This window comes from Adhaeribacter pallidiroseus (genome assembly GCF_003340495.1).
Lineage (GTDB): Bacteria > Bacteroidota > Bacteroidia > Cytophagales > Hymenobacteraceae > Adhaeribacter > Adhaeribacter pallidiroseus.
In genome coordinates this window covers 318,724-336,334 of sequence record NZ_QASA01000001.1, presented here as the reverse complement: position 1 = coordinate 336,334, position 17,611 = coordinate 318,724, and the positions used below count along the sequence as shown (strand labels likewise).

At 44.0% G+C, this 17,611-nt stretch carries 8 protein-coding genes; 6 read left to right on the top strand and 2 right to left on the bottom strand.

The window, feature by feature from the left end:
- Positions 1 to 461 precede the first annotated feature (461 nt).
- Positions 462 to 3,857: a ThuA domain-containing protein gene (locus tag AHMF7616_RS01305; RefSeq protein WP_115375404.1), complete on the top strand. Its 3,396-nt coding sequence runs from the start codon at positions 462 to 464 to the stop codon at positions 3,855 to 3,857.
- Between the two features lie 137 nt (positions 3,858 to 3,994).
- Positions 3,995 to 4,570: a WbqC family protein gene (locus AHMF7616_RS01300; protein ID WP_115371253.1), complete on the top strand. Its 576-nt coding sequence runs from the start codon at positions 3,995 to 3,997 to the stop codon at positions 4,568 to 4,570.
- A gap of 203 nt (positions 4,571 to 4,773) precedes the next feature.
- On the opposite strand, the gene AHMF7616_RS01295 is transcribed toward AHMF7616_RS01300, so the two are convergent.
- Together AHMF7616_RS01295 and AHMF7616_RS01290 are read right to left on the bottom strand one after the other, a co-directional pair.
- Positions 4,774 to 5,820: a sugar phosphate isomerase/epimerase family protein gene (locus AHMF7616_RS01295; RefSeq protein WP_115371252.1), complete on the bottom strand. Its 1,047-nt coding sequence runs from the start codon at positions 5,818 to 5,820 to the stop codon at positions 4,774 to 4,776.
- A gap of 222 nt (positions 5,821 to 6,042) precedes the next feature.
- The gene (locus tag AHMF7616_RS01290; protein WP_115371251.1) at positions 6,043 to 7,182 is read right to left on the bottom strand and encodes a Gfo/Idh/MocA family protein; all 1,140 of its coding nucleotides are present in this window, start codon (positions 7,180 to 7,182) and stop codon (positions 6,043 to 6,045) included.
- A gap of 458 nt (positions 7,183 to 7,640) precedes the next feature.
- Between AHMF7616_RS01290 and AHMF7616_RS01285 the strand changes: the two genes are divergently transcribed.
- The 4 genes from AHMF7616_RS01285 (at position 7,641) to AHMF7616_RS01270 (ending at position 17,433) form a co-directional block, all read left to right on the top strand.
- Positions 7,641 to 8,573 (top strand): TIM barrel protein, encoded by a 933-nt coding sequence (locus AHMF7616_RS01285; RefSeq protein WP_115371250.1) that lies wholly within the window; start codon positions 7,641 to 7,643, stop codon positions 8,571 to 8,573.
- Between the two features lie 26 nt (positions 8,574 to 8,599).
- Positions 8,600 to 11,686 carry a PVC-type heme-binding CxxCH protein gene (locus AHMF7616_RS01280; protein WP_115371249.1) on the top strand — a complete coding sequence of 1,029 codons (3,087 nt, stop codon included), beginning with the start codon at positions 8,600 to 8,602 and terminating at the stop codon, positions 11,684 to 11,686.
- Positions 11,687 to 12,349: 663 nt separating this feature from the next.
- Positions 12,350 to 12,790: a hypothetical protein gene (locus tag AHMF7616_RS01275; RefSeq protein ID WP_115371248.1), complete on the top strand. Its 441-nt coding sequence runs from the start codon at positions 12,350 to 12,352 to the stop codon at positions 12,788 to 12,790.
- 62 nt (positions 12,791 to 12,852) lie between these two features.
- Positions 12,853 to 17,433: a T9SS type A sorting domain-containing protein gene (locus tag AHMF7616_RS01270; protein WP_115371247.1), complete on the top strand. Its 4,581-nt coding sequence runs from the start codon at positions 12,853 to 12,855 to the stop codon at positions 17,431 to 17,433.
- Positions 17,434 to 17,611 lie beyond the last annotated feature (178 nt).

The following is a 17,611-nucleotide window of genomic DNA, read 5'->3' as shown; positions in this document are numbered from 1 at the left end:
TAGGGAATGATTTGGAGAACTGAATTTTGTCTAAAAATAAATAATTTAAAACAAATCGGCGAAATAAATTTTCTTTCGCGTATTTGAATTTTACTAATTTTGTAAATTATACAATAATTAAAGTGTTTAGATATCGGATTTAAAACAAATCTATATCAATGTTAAGTATTCTTCAATCAATCAAGGCCTAAAAATTCCATCTAATTACTTTAAACCCTATTTTGAGGAAAAGATTACCTGCATCAACCAAAATAGGTTTAGACTTAAAAGCATCGGCATACGTTAAATAGATAGTTAAATAACTTACTCTTATATTATAAATTTTTATATTTATTTTAAAACGATTTAGCTAAAAAAGAATAATTTAAGAAACACAGTATAATTTAGCACCCGGTAGTCTCCTGTGTATAACCTGTACTATTTTAAAACAAACAAAACCTTAATTGAATAAAGCAAACGTAATGAAAATTAAAAATTCCTGGCGGCTTATAGCCGGAAGCATCTTTGCTATTCTGATTGTTGGCTTGTTTACTTTCAGCAAGCTGTTAGTAAAGCCCAAGATCTTAATATTTAGTAAAACGGCTGGCTATCATCATGCCTCTATTGCCAAAGGCCAACTGGCCCTCCTGAAATTAGCCCGCGAAAATGACATGGACGCGGATACCACTACCGATTCTACGGCTTTTAACGACAATAACTTAAAGCAATATGCCGCCGTGGTATTTTTAAGCACTACCGGCAACGTATTAAATAATTACCAGGAAGCGGCATTCGAACGCTACATTCAGGCGGGTGGGGGTTTTATGGGCATCCACGCGGCCGCTGATACCGAGTACGACTGGGGTTGGTACGGCCGGTTGGTAGGAGCTTACTTTTTAAACCATCCGAAGCAACAAGACGCTGTCATTCAGGTAGTTGATCGCAAGAATAGTGCAACTAAACACCTGCCAAAAAAATGGAAGCGCTGGGACGAGTGGTACAGTTATAAAAAAATCAGCCCGGATATTAAAATTTTAATGAACCTGGACGAAAGCACTTACGAAGGCGGCAAAAACGGCAAAAATCACCCGATTGCCTGGTACCACGATTACGATGGCGGCCGTGCTTTTTATACCGGTTTAGGCCACACCGACGAATCGTACGATGATCCGCAATACCTAAAACACGTATTAGGCGGCCTAAAATACGCGGTTGGTAAAAATGCACCTTTAGACTACGCCAAAGCTAAAACCCAAAACGTACCCGAAGACGATCGTTTTGTAAAGGTATTACTGGACCAAGGCAACTTTAATGAGCCAACCGAAATGGCCGTTTTGCCAAACCTGGATATTTTAGTGGCCCAGCGTCGCGGAGAATTAATGCTTTACAGCCAGAAAGAGCAAAAAGTAAAACAAGTAGGTGCTTTAAATGTATATTTTCGGACAAATACCAAAGGCGTTAATGCCGAAGAAGGTATCCTGGGGCTTGCTGCGGACCCGGATTTTAAAAATAATAACTACATCTACCTGTATTATAGCCCAGCCGATACTTCGGTGAACCGGTTGTCGCGGTTTACCTTTAAAGGCGACTCGCTGGATCGCAAATCGGAGAAAAGAATATTGCAGTTATACTCGCAACGCGAAATCTGCTGCCATACCGGTGGTTCCATTGCCTTTGGTCCGGATAAGCTATTGTATCTTTCTACCGGCGATAACTCTACCCCTTTTAATGAACCAAATGTGCGTTACGTAAGCTCCGGTTTTGCCCCTTTAAACGATATTCCCGGACATTTACAGTACGATGTGCGTCGTTCATCAGGTAATACCAACGATTTACGTGGTAAAATTTTACGTATTCGTGTGAAGCCGGATGGTTCTTACGAAATTCCGGAAGGAAACTTATTCCCGAAAGGCACCGCGAAAACCCGTCCGGAAATTTATACCATGGGTCACCGAAACCCTTACCGTATTACCGTGGACCAGAAAAACAGCATTCTGTACTGGGGCGAAGTTGGTCCGGATGCCCGCGAAGACAGCATGGCTACCCGTGGCCCGCGTGGTTACGACGAAGTGAACCAAGCTAAAAAGGCTGGTTTCTTTGGCTGGCCTTTGTTTATTGGTAACAACTACCCGTACCGGGCTTTTGATTACGCAACTGGTAAAAGTGGCGAAGCTTTTAACCCGGCTAAACCAATCAACAACTCCCGCAATAACACCGGTTTAACCGAACTGCCGCCAGCAGTACCTGCATTTATCTGGTATCCTTACGCTGAGTCGCCGGAATTCCCGCAAGTAGGTACCGGTGGCCGGAACGCGATGGCTGGCCCAGTTTACTACACCGATCTATACCCGAAAGAAACCCGTTATCCGGATTATTACAATGGTAAATTGTTTATTTACGAGTGGATTCGGGACTGGATAAAAGTGGTAACCTTAGACAAGGATCATAATTATGACAAAATGGAGCCGTTCATGCAAAATGCGAAACTAGCGGCCGCCATTGATATGGAAGTAGGTCCGGATGGCCGTTTGTACATTCTGGAATACGGTAAAGGCTGGTTCGCGAAAAACCCGGATGCTGGTATTTCCCGTGTGGATTATCTGGCAGGAAACCGTCCGCCAAAAGTTTCTACCATAGACATTGACAACCTGAACGGAAACTTACCATTTACCTTTACGGCCAGCGTAAAAGCGAACGACCCGGAAAAAGATAACTTAACGTACGTGTGGAGCATCGGTGACATTAAAAAAGAAACCAAAGAACCACAATTAAAATACACCCTGGATAAAGCCGGCGACTACAAAGTACAGGTACAAGTGCTGGATGATAAAAAAGCAGCGAGCAGCAGCAATGTGGTAACCGTTTATGCCGGTAATGAACAGCCGGTGGTAAATATAGCCATTCAGGGAAATAAATCTTTTTACTTTCCGAATAAACCCGTTAACTACCAGGTTAAGGTAATCGATGAAGGCGCCAAAGTAGATTCTAAGAACTTGTTTGTTTCTACCGACTACATCCAGGGTCGCGATATGGCCGCCGCTTCAACTGGTCACCAGGTTATTTCGGAAGCTATTTTGGGTAAAAACCTAATGATGAACTCCGATTGTAAAGCTTGCCATAGTATTACCGAAAAATCTATTGGCCCAGCCTTTACCGATGTAGCGAAGCGTTACCAGAAGGATACCCGGGCCCACGATTACCTGATCAGTAAAATTATCAAAGGTGGCGGCGGTGTTTGGGGCGAAAACGTAATGCCGGCTCACTTAACCATGAAAGAAGGCGATGTTCGGCAAATTGTTACCTTTATTTTATCGCTGGCTAATGCCGACAGTAACAAACCAAGCTTACCGGCAGTTGGTAAAATTATTCCCAGTATAAACGAAGAGAAAAAGCAAAATAACGTATTCCGGTTAATGGCTACGTACACCGATGCGGGTGGATCCGGTATTCAGCCGCTTTCCGGTTCGCAGGCTATTTACTTGCGCAATACGACCATGGATGTAACTGACTTCCGCGAAGTAAAAGGCTTTGCACCAAAAGATTCAGCGGGTGCCCATTACTTAACTTTACCTACTACCGAAGGCTACATAAAAGGTGAGCAACTGGATTTAACCGGTATTAGCCGCATTGAATTAGCTGGCTTTGGCAGCGGACGCCCTGGCAAATACCAAGTAGAGTTACGCAGTGGCCAAGCCAACGGCAATGTAATTGGGCAAACAACTGTTGATTTTGCCGATAGCCGGCAGAAAGTAACAACCAGTGTGCCAGTGCCTAAAAATGCAACCAACGGCCAATTACAAGATGTATATTTGGTAGTTAAACCCGTTCAGCCAGGTGGCCGCGCTTACCTGAAAACTATTAGCTTTATACCAGAATAAGGTTTTTTAAATTTTGATAAAACAAACCAGTTTTAAGTACTCGCCAAAGTTGGTTTGTTTTATCAAAATTTAAAAAAGTAATAATTACATTTTAGTTCTACGTTACTAAGAAAATAGCTAATTCATATATTTAATAAATGAAGAACTTAAAAACGCTTTTAGTATTCGTGCTTACGTGTGCAATTTTAACAAGTTCATGTGAAAGTAATTCCAAAAACATTAGAGAGCCAGAAGTTAAACTGACTCAACAAAGTCTTTGGAATAATAGACTAAAGAGTACTTTCGTTAATAAATACGCTAAATCAAATTACGATAAATATGTATTAGAAGAATTAGTAAAAGAAAATGAATACGAAAGAAGTGAGAAAGAACTAGAACAATATCTAAACTCAAAAACTTTTGATAATTATAGATACCTTAAGAGTACAAATTATGTAGTGATAGTAGATGATATTGCTGGAAAGTCCAAGTCTCAAATAGAAGAAATTTTTGGTGAGCCTAATAAGAAAGAAAAAGTAAATCCATCTAATGCAAATTGTCCTTGCGATAAATATACGTATTTAAGCAACCGAATTGAAATAGTCTTTATTAACAAAAAGGCTGATTGGATTACCATAAATAATCCAGCATTTACTAGAGTTGCTAATGAGTCGGCTTATGTTTCTGTAAATAGATTTGATGATTATACATACGTAAAAGTAAATACTAAATAATTTGTAGCTAAAACTTTTAAATTTTTAGATATGTATTTTTACGATGAAAGTAGCATTTTAAATCTATTGACAATTACAATAATACTTTTTTAAACAAATTATCTTAATTTTATGATGAGTCGTTATCTAAATGATTCATCAACAAAAGAAGCCTGTTCATTAATGTGAACAGGCTTCTGTTTTTATGCAGGTTGCTGAATAAACTAATCCAATCCCAGAACCTTGCGGTTATACGCTTCGTCGGAACCAGTGCCGGCAAAATCATCAAATGCGCGCTCCGTGCGGCGAATGATGTGTTGCTGAATAAACGGTGCGCCTTCGGCCGCGCCATCTTCGGGGTGTTTAATGGCACACTCCCACTCCAGTACGGCCCAGCCTTCGTAGTTGTACTGCGCTAATTTGCTAAAAATGCCCATAAAATCTACCTGTCCATCGCCCAGAGAACGGAAACGGCCCGGACGATCGATCCAATCCTGGTAGCCACCGTACACGCCGGAACGGCCCGTTGGGTTAAACTCCGCATCTTTTACGTGGAACATTTTAATATGCTCATGGTAAATATCAATGTACTGCAGATAGTCTAATTGCTGGAGCACAAAGTGGCTTGGGTCGTAGAGTAAGTTTACCCGTTTATGGTTACCAGTAGCCGCTAAGAACCGTTCAAAAGTTACGCCATCGTGCAAGTCTTCGCCCGGGTGAATTTCGTAGCATACATCTACGCCTACTTCGTCGAAGGCATTTAAGATAGGCATCCAACGATCCGCTAATTCTTTAAAACCCGTTTCTACTAAACCTGCCGGGCGTTGCGGCCAAGGATAAACGGTATGCCACAACAACGCTCCCGAAAAAGTAGCGTGCGCATTTAAACCTAAATTCTGGCTAGCTTTAGCGGCGTATTTTAATTGTTGTACGGCCCACTCGGTACGGGTTTTGGGGTTGTTACGGTATTCGGCCGGAGCAAAGCCATCAAACATGGCGTTGTATGCGGGGTGAACGGCTACTAATTGCCCTTGCAAGTGCGTCGATAATTCCGTTATTTCTACGCCGGCGGCCTGGGCTACGCCTTTAAAATCATCGGCGTACGTTTTGCTTTCGGCTAATTGTTTTAAATCTACAATGCTGCCGGCCCAGGTAGGAATTTGTACGCCTTTATAGCCTAAACCGGCGGCCCATTTACAAATACTCTCAAAAGAATTAAAAGGGGCTTCGTCGCCCAAGAACTGCGCTAAAAATATTCCGGGTCCTTTCATATATCGTTGTTAGTTGTTCGTTATTCGTTGCTCGAAAAATTAAAAATTTTAAATAAAAGTTAAATTAGTTCTTTGTGGAACAGCTTGTTTAAAGTTTCTGGTAGCTAAAGCTGGCTGTACTAGTACCGAAATTAACCAGTAATTAGTTTTTTACTGAACGACAGATTAAATAAAGCATACTAATAGTATTTCTTCTGTGGACAGTGGGCTATCAACCATAGCCTAAATCACAAACTTTGTCCATTTCTGGTCGGAATGGGCGGAAGCCAAACAGGTATCAATAAAGGCTAAACCACGGATGCCTTCCGCAATGCCGGGGAAATCGGTGTAAATCGGATTGGGTTCTTCGCCGTTCATGCGGGCCCGCAGCGTAATGGCAAAATTGCGGTATAAATTGGCGAATGCTTCCAGAAACGCTTCGGGGTGACCGGCGGGTACCCGGATGTGGGCTTTGGTAGCTTCGGATTGCTGCCCTACGCCCGGCCGTAACCGACGGGCGCCTTCTTCGTTGGTTTTGTAGATAAGCGTATTGGGATCCATTTGCCACCACTGCAAACCGCCGAACTCCCCGTAAACCCGGATGTTTAAATCGTTTTCTTCGCCGTTGGCTATCTGGCTGGCGTGTAATACGCCTTTGGCGCCGTTGTCGAAACGTAACAATACATTGCCATCATCTTCCAGTTTGCGGCCTTCCACAAAAGTAGTTAAGTCGGCGCAAAGTTCGGTTATTTTTAAACCCGTAATGTATTCGGCTAAGTTTTCGGCGTGGGTACCAATATCGCCCATGCAACCGGCCGCGCCAGAACGGGCCGGATCGGTGCGCCAGTCGGCTTGCTTGTTACCGGTAGCTTCGAGTAACTGGGCCAGCCAGCCCTGCGGGTACTCTACAATTACCTTCCGGATTTTCCCTAGCTTACCGCTTTGCACCATCGCTCGGGCTTCTTTTACCATGGGGTAGCCGGTATAATTGTGGGTGAGGCAAAACAACAAACCGGTTTGATCAATAACTTTTTTTAAATCTAAAGCTTCTTGCAAGTTTAAAGTAACCGGCTTGTCGCACACCACGTGAAAACCGTTTTCCAGCGCCATTTTTGCCGGCGGAAAGTGCACGTGGTTGGGCGTTACAATCGAAACAAAATCCATGCGTTCGCCTTCGGGCAGTTCCTTTTCTTTCCGGATCATTTCCTCGAAATTGGCGTATACCCGGTCCGGCGGTAAACGTAAAGCTTCGCCGGAAGCTTTTGATTTTTCGGCGTTGCTACTGAAGGCCCCGCAAACAAATTCAATTTCCCCATCCAAAGCAGCAGCCATGCGGTGTACCGCCCCAATAAAGGCATCTTTGCCTCCACCAATCATGCCCATTCTAAGTTTTCGGTTCATCATTTACAATAAGCTTTTATCTTGTTTTTGTGATTTAGTTAAATTTTAAGTACCCGTGGCTCGTAACCCGAATCCTTTATTCGTAGCCTCGAAAATACGGCACTTTGCTTCTAAAACTACTAGAAAGTTAAAAAATTATACGCCCAGTACTTTCAAAAAATTACAAGTATTCCGTTTTTTTAAATTTTTAATAATTTAACGGTCCGGTACAGCAAGTTAGCAACTACCAGCCTTTTACCGGGCTTCTCCCCATATTGTATAATTAACATTAATAACCTATTAATGTAACACTAAATGCAAAATTTTACCCGTTACCTTAAACAAAATGTAAAAAAGCTAAGATAACGCCAAGGCAACTTGAAATATTTTAAATTAATACCCTAATTTAGGTTCTTAAAACCTTATCCTTAATCGAAATTATTCGCAAATACACCATTCTTATGAACCGTAGAAATTTCTTTCAAAAAGGCTTAGCTGCCAGTGCTGCCGTGGCCTTAGGTTCGGCTGCGCTTAGTCCGGAACTACAGGCTGCCTCCTTAGCAGTTGCTCCCAAACGGAAGTTTAAGCTAAACTACGCCCCCCACTTTGGGATGTTTAAAAACAGCGCCGGCGACGATGTGGTAGATCAGCTTAAGTTTATGGCCGACAATGGTTTTATGGCTCTGGAAGATAATGGCATGATGGGCCGCCCGCCCGCCGAACAAACTAAAATTGGCGAAACCCTGGCCAAATTAGGTATGACCATGGGTGTATTTGTAGTGGATAAAGGCGGCAATGGGCAAAACACCTTAGCGGCCGGCAAAAAAGAATACATTGATATTTTTCTGAATGGCTGCAAAAAAGCCGTAGAAACCGCTAAGCGCGTAAATGCTAAATGGATGACCGTAGTACCCGGCGATTTTCACCGCGATATACCCATTGGCATCCAAACTGGCAACGTAATTGAAGCCTTGCAACGCGGAGCGGAAATTCTGGAACCGAATAATATGGTAATGGTACTGGAACCACTCAGCGATTCGCCAAATTTATTTCTGCGCTATTCCGATCAAACCTACATGATTTGCAAAGGTGTAAAAAGCCCGGCCTGCAAAATCCTGTACGACATTTACCACATGCAGAAAAACGAAGGTCGCCTGATTTACAACATGGATCAATGCTGGGACGAAATTGCTTACATCCAAATTGGTGATGAACCGGGCCGGAAAGAACCCACTACCGGTGAAATAAACTATAAAAAAGTATTTGAACACATTTACAAAAAAGGCTACAAAGGCGTTATGGGCATGGAACACGGCAATGCTGCTCCCGGTAAAGAAGGCGAAAAAGCTGTGATTAACGCCTACGTAGCTTCGGATGATTTTAGTGTGGCCTAGTTTTTTAAATTTTTAAAATTTTGGTAATGAGTAAGAAAGGTAAATTTGCCGAGCAACAATCCGGGCAGTTCAGAAAAAGGCTTTCGCTGCGAAGCACCCAAAGCCGCTTATTAGTTGGCGGCTTATTGTGCGTGAGTGCCGCGTTTAGCACCAATATCTACAAAATCCGTCCCGCCGATGATGATCTAACCAAAGGCTTTGAAGTAGCCAGCGGCCTGGAAGTAAAAACATTTGCCCAGGAGCCTTCGCTGCGCAACCCTACCAACATGGATATTGACGCCAAAGGCCGGATTTGGGTATGCGAAGGCGTAAATTACCGGCCCAAACTTAATCCTAAAAACAAGGGTCAGGAAGCAGGCGACCGCATTCTGATTCTGGAAGATACTGACGGTGACGGCAAAGCCGATAAAGAAAAAGTATTTTACCAGGGCAACGACGTAAACGCAGCGTTGGGTATTGCGGTACTGGGTAACAAGGTAATTGTATCGGTATCGCCCAACGTATTTGTGTTTACTGATACCGACGGGGACGATAAAGCGGATAAAAAAGATTTACTATTTACCGGTTTAGGCGGCGAGCAACACGACCACGCCGTGCACGCTTTTACCTTTGGCCCCGATGGCAAACTGTATTTTAACTTTGGCAACGAAGGCCAGCAAATTAAAGACAAAAACGGCAAACCGCTGGTAGACCGCGAAGGCAACGAAATTGCCAATAACGGCAAGCCCTACCGCCAAGGCATGGTTTTCCGCTGCGACCTGGATGGCTCTAACATTGAAGTACTGGGCCATAACTTCCGGAACAACTACGAAGTAGCCGTGGATTCCTACGGTACTTTGTGGCAGTCGGATAACGATGACGATGGCAATCGCGGGGTGCGTATTAACTACGTGATGCCTTACGGCAACTACGGCTACCAGGACCAAATTACCGGTGCCAGCTGGCAATCGCCGCGCACCAACCTGGAAGAAGAAATACCTTTACGCCACTGGCATTTAAACGACCCGGGCGTGGTACCTAACTTATTACAAACCGGAGCGGGTTCGCCTACCGGCATGGTGCTGTACGAAGGGAATTTGCTGCCCAGCCAGTTTCAGGGTCAGATGATTCACTCGGATGCCGGCCCGAACGTGGTACGCGCTTATCCGGTGCAAAACGACGGCGCTGGTTATAAAGCCGAAATCGTAAATATTTTAAAAACGAAAGAAGATAAATGGTTCCGGCCTTCGGATGTAGCCATAGCGCCGGATGGTTCTTTGTTGGTAGCCGATTGGTACGACCCGGGCGTAGGCGGTCACCAGGTCGGTGACCTGGCGAAAGGCCGGATTTTCCGGATAGCGCCACCGGGCACCGCCTATACGGTTCCTAAATTAGATTTATCTACTCCGACCAGTGCTGCCGAAGCTTTAAAAAGTCCGAACCTGGCTACCCGTTACTTAGCTTACGAAAAACTACAGGGCTGGGGCAAAAAGTCCGAGAAAGTACTGGCCAAAATGTTTAAATCCGATAGCAATCCCCGGTTCCGGGCCCGGGCTTTCTGGTTATTGAGCAAGCTGGATAAAAAAGGCAAAAAGTACATTGATGCCGCCGTTAACGATGCCGACGCGAACATCCGGATGGCGGGCTTACGCGCCGCGGAAGAGTTAAAGATGAACACCATTCCGATTTTAACCAAACTGGCCCAGGATCCATCGCCACAGGTACGCCGGGAGGTGGCCGTTAATTTACGTTTTAACAAATCGCCGGAAGCCGCCCAAATCTGGACCACGTTGGCGAACCAATACGATGGGCAGGATCGCTGGTACCTGGAAGCTTTGGGTATCGGCGCGGATTTACACTGGGATACATTCTTAGCCGCCTGGCAAAAACAAAGCAACCGCGATTTAAGCAATAAAGCCAATCGCGATATTATCTGGCGGGCCCGCACTCCGGAAGCGCTGAAAATGTTGCCCACCATTATTACCCAAGCTTCCGTTACCGAAAAAGAACGGCCGCGCTATTTCCGGGCTTTCGATTTTTACCCCGAAGATGATGCGAAGCAGCAAATTTTAATTGGTTTGTTAAACGGCAACTCTCCGCAGCAAGCGCAGATTACTTCGCTGGCCTTAAACCACATTGATGCGAAAAAGTACGGCGCCGACCCGCAGGTGCAAAGCGCTTTAAAACGAGCCTTGCAAACCGTAAGAGGTCAGAACCAATTTGTGCAACTGGTAAAACGCTTTGAGGTAAAAGATCAAAATGCCGAATTGGTACAGTTAGCTACCACCCAACCCGAATCTGAGACCGGTATAGAAGCTTCCAGAATTTTGCTGCGCACCGGTCCGGACCAGATTATGAAAGTTTTGAACGGCAAAGACGAACCTGCCCTGGCCCTGATAACCGCGATGGGCCGCTACGAAGATAAAAAAGCCCAGGAGTTACTCGAAGATGTAGCCCTGAACGGAAACCGTAGCGCGGAAGTACGCAAAATGGCTTTAAAGAAAATTGGCCGGGGTGGCTCCGGCGAAGCGCGCTTGCTGGCTATTGTTAAAAATAACAAGTTAAGTCCGGAAATGCAGCAGGCGGCGGGCAGCGTTTTACTAAATTCCTGGCGGGAAAACATCCGAACCGAAGCAGCTCAATATTTAAAAACTCCGTCCCGGGAAGGGAAGCCGCTTCCTCCGATTGATCAATTAGCTACTTTAACCGGCGATCCGGTAAATGGCAAAGCCGTATTTTCACAATCGTGCGTAGCTTGCCATAAAGTTAATAGTGAAGGAATAGCCTTTGGTCCGGAACTTTCCGAAATTGGCAATAAACTGCCCAAAGAAGCTTTGTACAAATCTATTCTGCACCCCGATGCCGGTATTAGTTTTGGCTACGAAGGTTACCAATTGAAATTAAAAGATGGCAGCCAGGTGGTAGGTATAATTGCCAGCCAAACCGAAGATAAGCTAGATTTGCGCCAGCCGGGTGGTACCGTTACCAGTTACGCCCTAGCCGATGTAACGACTAAAAAGCAAATGGAAACTTCTTTAATGCCTTCTAACCTGCAACAAGCCATGACCGAAAAAGAACTGGTGAACCTGGTAGAATATTTAACCTCGCTCAAAAAAGCGGCGGCTTCTAATTAAATAAAGATAAACTTCCGCTAAAAGCCTTCTGCCCAACAGAAGGCTTTTTTATTTTAAAGCAAGCCTTATTGTAAAAACGTATAACCCAGGCTTTTTTACTTTACTTCAAAAACCAATGTTAGCAAGCAGCAACTGGATTTGTTCTGAAGTGTCCAAATTGTTTTTACAACCACATCATTAGGAAAATGACAGAAGTATTTATAAAAGCTTGTATAACTAAAAAATAGCTTATATATTAACTAAGGTTCTGGTATGCTGTTTTTAAACTTTATATTTTCTAAAGAAATTTATTTTTTACGGCGCTATTTAACTGTTCGCTTTAATTTTTACCCAGGTTCCTGTTATTTTTTAAATTTTTCTGCGCTTAGCAACTGTTCGCACCTTTATTTGGCCAGAATTTCCGGTTCATGATCAGTCAAGTGTAAAGCTTAAACCATCCAGGATAAAACTACAGGTTTTCTATCCCCAAAAGCTTGGCCTTATTCAAATGGGTTCAGGTTTTTGGTTACTTAAACAAATTTTTATTGGCCATTACTACTGGCACCAATAAATTTTAAAAAATGGCTGCAGCGCTTAACCCGACAGTTTGATTTTACTCCTCTGTTTTAATTAGTTCATTACCTGTTTTGTTGCTCAAAATAGTATTTATAAACAGTGCCAATTATGGAGTTTCTGTATCAGCTAAGTTTATTTTTGCTGCTTCTTTCGGGTGCTTGTAAACCGGTGGGTACTTCCGCGACTACTGTTCCTGTGCCTATGAAAAATTCTTCGGGTTACCGCCAATTAGCCGAAAGCCGACTCGGCGGCAAAGTTCAGTACGCCTTTAACGAGACACATACCCTGGTTTTGGGTTTTAGTAGCGAGCCCATGGCGGCACCAGGCATTACCCACTTGCTCCGCTTTTTAGTAATTGCGTTAAAAGACAACCGCCTGCTATACGAAGATCAAATAGCCAATGCCCAGGTAGAGTGGTATAACAATGCCCAGCTTAAAATACGAACCTCTCCAGGAATTTTACAAAATCAACTTAACCAACCAAAGAACTATTATTTGTACGATCTTGAAACACAGCAAAAATTAGTGCCCGGTGCTCAAAAGCTTTAAGAAGTGCCGAATACCTGTTACTGGAGTTAAACTAGTGAACTTACTTTTATAACTGTTTTACTATGAAAAATTTACTTTTATTATTTTCTGCTTTGGGTCTGGTTGTTTTTAGTTGGTTTTTACTAAAAAGCAAACCTGGGCAATCGGACCAGCTTACCTCGCCCGGTAATTTAACTGCCATAGGAAAAAACCAAACTTCCGGCAAACCAAACAGGTATCGTTTAATTACAGAAAATGAAGCAACCCCTCAGCCTTCGTTCGCCAAAATTTCCAGCTCCTCGGTACCGGTGGAGCAAGTTGTTTTAACATCTGACGAAGAAACGTTGGTAAAGCACAAAACAGAATACACTCCTGCCGAAATAAAATTATTAGAAAAAATCCGCAAACGGGAGCGCCGGAAAAAAGGATATGTAAAATCGGATAAACCAGATAAATACGCCGAGTACCAAAGAATGATTCGCACCCGGGAAGGCGAGAAAGCCCCGGCTTATAAGTTAAACTATAAGCTAACCGAACTATACACGGCTCAACAGCAAGTAAGTGCAACCGCAAAGGTTAATGCTACTGCTATGAACATCTCCTGGTCGGAGCGTGGCCCCGCCAACGTACCCGGACGCACCCGCGGCCTGCTCACCCACCCGGACAATCCCGAACGAATCTGGTACGCGGGCTCAGCCGGCGGCGGCATCTGGAAAACCACCGATGCCGGAGGTAACTGGAAAAACAAAACACCGGATTTGCCCAACTTAGCTACTACTACCCTGGCCATGGCACGATCCAACCCCAACATTATTTATGCGGGCACCGGCGAAGGTGGCTTTTTTAATGCCGATGCTGTAAACGGCGATGGTATTTTTAAATCTACGGATGGGGGGGAAACCTGGAAACAATTAAATGCTACCGCCGGCAAGCAAGAATTTAAAAATATTAACCGCCTGATCGTGGACCCGGATAATGCGAATGTTTTACTGGCTTGCACCAGTGTTGGCAGTTATAACCTGGTAAATGTTGGCGCCCCTACCTCCTGGATTATGCGGTCCATGGATGGGGGCAGCTCCTGGTCTGCGGTTTTAGCATTAGCCGCTCCTATTCAGCAATTGGTGGCCAACCCCAATAATTTTAAAATTCAATATGGCTCCGTGAATGGCACTGGTGTTATTAAATCTACGGACGCGGGTAAAACCTGGTTTCTGGCTAATAAAGGCATGTATCCGGCTGGCCGGGTAGAAATAGCCGTTGCTCCCACCGATCCTTCCTGGCTTTATGCTGCGGCCGAAGGAACGTTAAGCCAAAGTGGTTCGGATTTATATTTGTCGAGGGATGGCGGCGCTAACTGGCAACTCGTATTGGAAGAGGCAAACAAAGCAAATGTAAACTGGCTCCGGGGCCAAGGTTGGTACGATAATACGTTACGGGTACATCCATATAATAAAAATATAGTGTACCTGGGTGGTGTACAACTCTGGAAAATGACGATAACCAATGGTACTGGTAAAACGCCTGACCCTATTATCACCAGCGTAGAAGAAATAAATACCCAGCCGTTCCTGGACTTTGTTAACTTAGGTGGCCAAGCTTTTGGCGGTAAATTAGTGCTAGGAACAGTGCCCGCTGCCGATTTTGTAAGTGTGGAGCTACGATTTGGCCCCGGCAAAGCTCAGAAAGCGCACCGCTTTACCGTAGATGGCCGAGGAGCCGGGGTACCGGCCGCCGATTTTAAATACCGCGATTACGTAGAAGTTCCTTTTGAAGTCTGGGATATAACTAATAAAAAACAACTAATGGTTTCGTTCCGGGACCAGCAGGAAGACGGCAAATTTAATTTATTAGAAAATAAAGGTACTGTAGAGCGCCGCGAATATATTTTTATTCACACAACGCCTTACGCCGAAAAATCAAACAAAAACATTGCGCAGAATGGCGGACACCAGTATAACAATATGTATTTGCTCTGGCCTATTTTACGCGACGGTGCCACCTGGAACCCTAATAAATTACCGGAATCTAAACTGGTTATTAACAATGCGCAGTTAACTACCCGGCTCCGGATTACTCAAAACATCAGCGACTCTTACAACGAATTTGGTGGCAAAAACGCCTATGTGCACCCGGACCATCATAATCTGGTTTTTATAAATACCGATACAGCGGGCAAAATTTTTAAAATTTTAGACGCTAACGACGGTGGAGTGTACGTATCTAAACCCGATACGGACCCAGGATATGCGCAAAATTCCTGGATTTTTGCGGGCGATGGCTACAATACCACCCAGTTTTACGGGGTAGATAAAAAACCCAAAGCCGACGAATATATTGGGGGCACCCAGGATAATGGTACCTGGCGTTCGCCCAGTTTAAAGCAAGCTTCGGCCAACTCTAACTACGTAGCCCAACTCGGCGGCGATGGTTTTGAAGTATCCTGGAATTATTTTAATCCAAACAAAATTCTTGGTTCTATTTACAATAACCGCTTCTACCGGTCGGTAAATGGCGGTGCTACTTGGTCCGCGGCTAGTGGTGGACTTACCGATGTTGACGACCGGGGTCCTTTTATTACCCAAGTGGCTACGAACCCGTCTAATCCGGATGTACTGTACACTATTGGCGCTTCTGGCGTATGGGTGTCGGATAATTTTGGAGCTAACTGGAAACTCACGCCAATCTCGGAATTATGGGATTATAACGGTTTGGCCGGTGATGTAAAAGTATCAGAAAACAACCCGCAATATATTTGGGCCGGCCACTCCATTGGCAGCGCGGGCCGCGTGCATGTATCCACCAACGGAGGCAAAAGCTTTAAAGCCACCAGCAATTATCCCGATGCGGTTTTAGGCCGCTTAACCGGATTGGCTACCCACCCCACCGAAGACTCTACCGCCTTTGCCTTGTTTTCTATTGCGGGCTCTCCAAAAATTTTAAAAACGAGCAACTTAGGTAAGACCTGGAATGATATCTCCGGTTTTAGCAAAAACAATAAAAGCAGCAATGGCTTTCCGGACGTAGCCGTTTACAGCCTTTTGGTAATGCCGCATAATCCCAACATTATTTGGGCAGGTACCGAAATTGGATTAGTAACTTCCACGAATGGGGGTAAAAACTGGGCTTTAGCTAAAAACGGATTGCCTAATGTTTCTATTTGGGAATTAAAAATTGTTGACGACCAGGTAGTAGTAGCTACCCACGGTCGCGGAATTTGGTCGGCCACTATTCCGGAGGTAGAGCAAACAGTAGTGTTTGTGCCTTATTTAAATGCTTTACGAGTGGCAGTAAATGGTAAATTGGTAGTAGATGCTTCTTTAAGAAATCGCTACGATTCTACGGTTGTTTACATCAACGATAAACGATTTAAAAAATTAGGTAAAACCGCTGTATTGGATACAGTTTTTCAGTTTACCTATAACCAGGCCGGCCCTACCGAAGTGTACTTCACCTCGTTCCTGAACGGTAAAAGATTAGTATCTACAGCTAAATCCATTGATTTCTTTAATATTCCTCCCGCTTACGTTTATACCAATAACTTCAATAAAGCTTCTACTGACTTTTTTGGTCCGGGTTTCTCTGTTCGCCAAGAACCAGGCTTTTCCAATGCAGCTATCCATTCTAAACATCCTTATACGGTAAGTACTGATTCTACGTACCAGCTAAAAACGCCCATTATTGTGGCCGATAAAAATGCTACTTTTCAATACAAAGATGTAGCCCTTGTGGAACCCGGCGATCCTGGGGCTCCTTATGGCAGCTCGGGCTTTTTTGATTTTGTAATTGTGGAAGGCACCAAAGACGGCATTACCTGGAAAAGGTTGGAAGATGGCTATAACGCTGATTACAACGCTAAATGGCGCGAGGCTTTCGATAATGAAGCAGCCGGCAGCAGCGATTTATACGTGAATCACTCGGTTAATATTCTCAATGCTTTTGCGCCCGGCGACACCGTTTTCTTTCGTTTTAGATTACATTCTGATGGCTTTTTAACCAGTTGGGGCTGGGCTATAGACGATATAGCCATTCAGAAAGGCTACCAGGCTGTTTCTAATCTTACTTTAGTAAACGCCGAAACTGGTCAGGATATTAACGAAGTGAAAGATGGCAGCACTATTGATTTAGATAAAGTTGGCCGTAAACTGAACATCCGGGCCAATACCTCGCCGATGTCGGTGGGTAGTGTGGTCTTTCAATTAAATAAGAATAAAACCACGGAGAACTATTTGCCTTACGCTTTAGCCGGCGACGACCGCCGAAAGTTAACGTACAGATCCTGGACACCTCCGGTGGGCAAGCACACGCTTACTGTTACGCCTTATTCCGGTATTAATGCCACCGGAGTAGCCGGTATGGCGCAAAAAGTTACTTTTACAGTAGTAGGCGGCAGTTCTTCAGATACCGCTGCTATTAATGTATTCGCTTATCCGAACCCAGGAAATGGTAAGTTTACCGTGGCTATTAAAGCCCAGGATGTCTCAGATGTTACGGTACAAATCTTTAATTTTAAAGGCAGTCAGATCTACCAGCAAAAAGCGGCTATAGTTACCGGCTCTGGCGAATTAAAGGTGGATTTATCTACTTTACCAGATGGCATGTATTACCTGAAAGCCGTTTCGGAAGGGCAAAGTTTTAAACCGCTGCAGATTATCAAGAAACAATAAAAATATTTTAACTACTTAAAAAGAGGAGCTCATAATTTGTATGGGCTCCTCTTTTTGTTTTTACCTCACAGTTATCTGATTTTTTAAATTTCTTCTTTGAACGAGTAAATAAGCCAAACAAAATTACTTAACTCGGCTCCTAGACTAACTAAAATTTAAAAATGATTAATATTTTAAT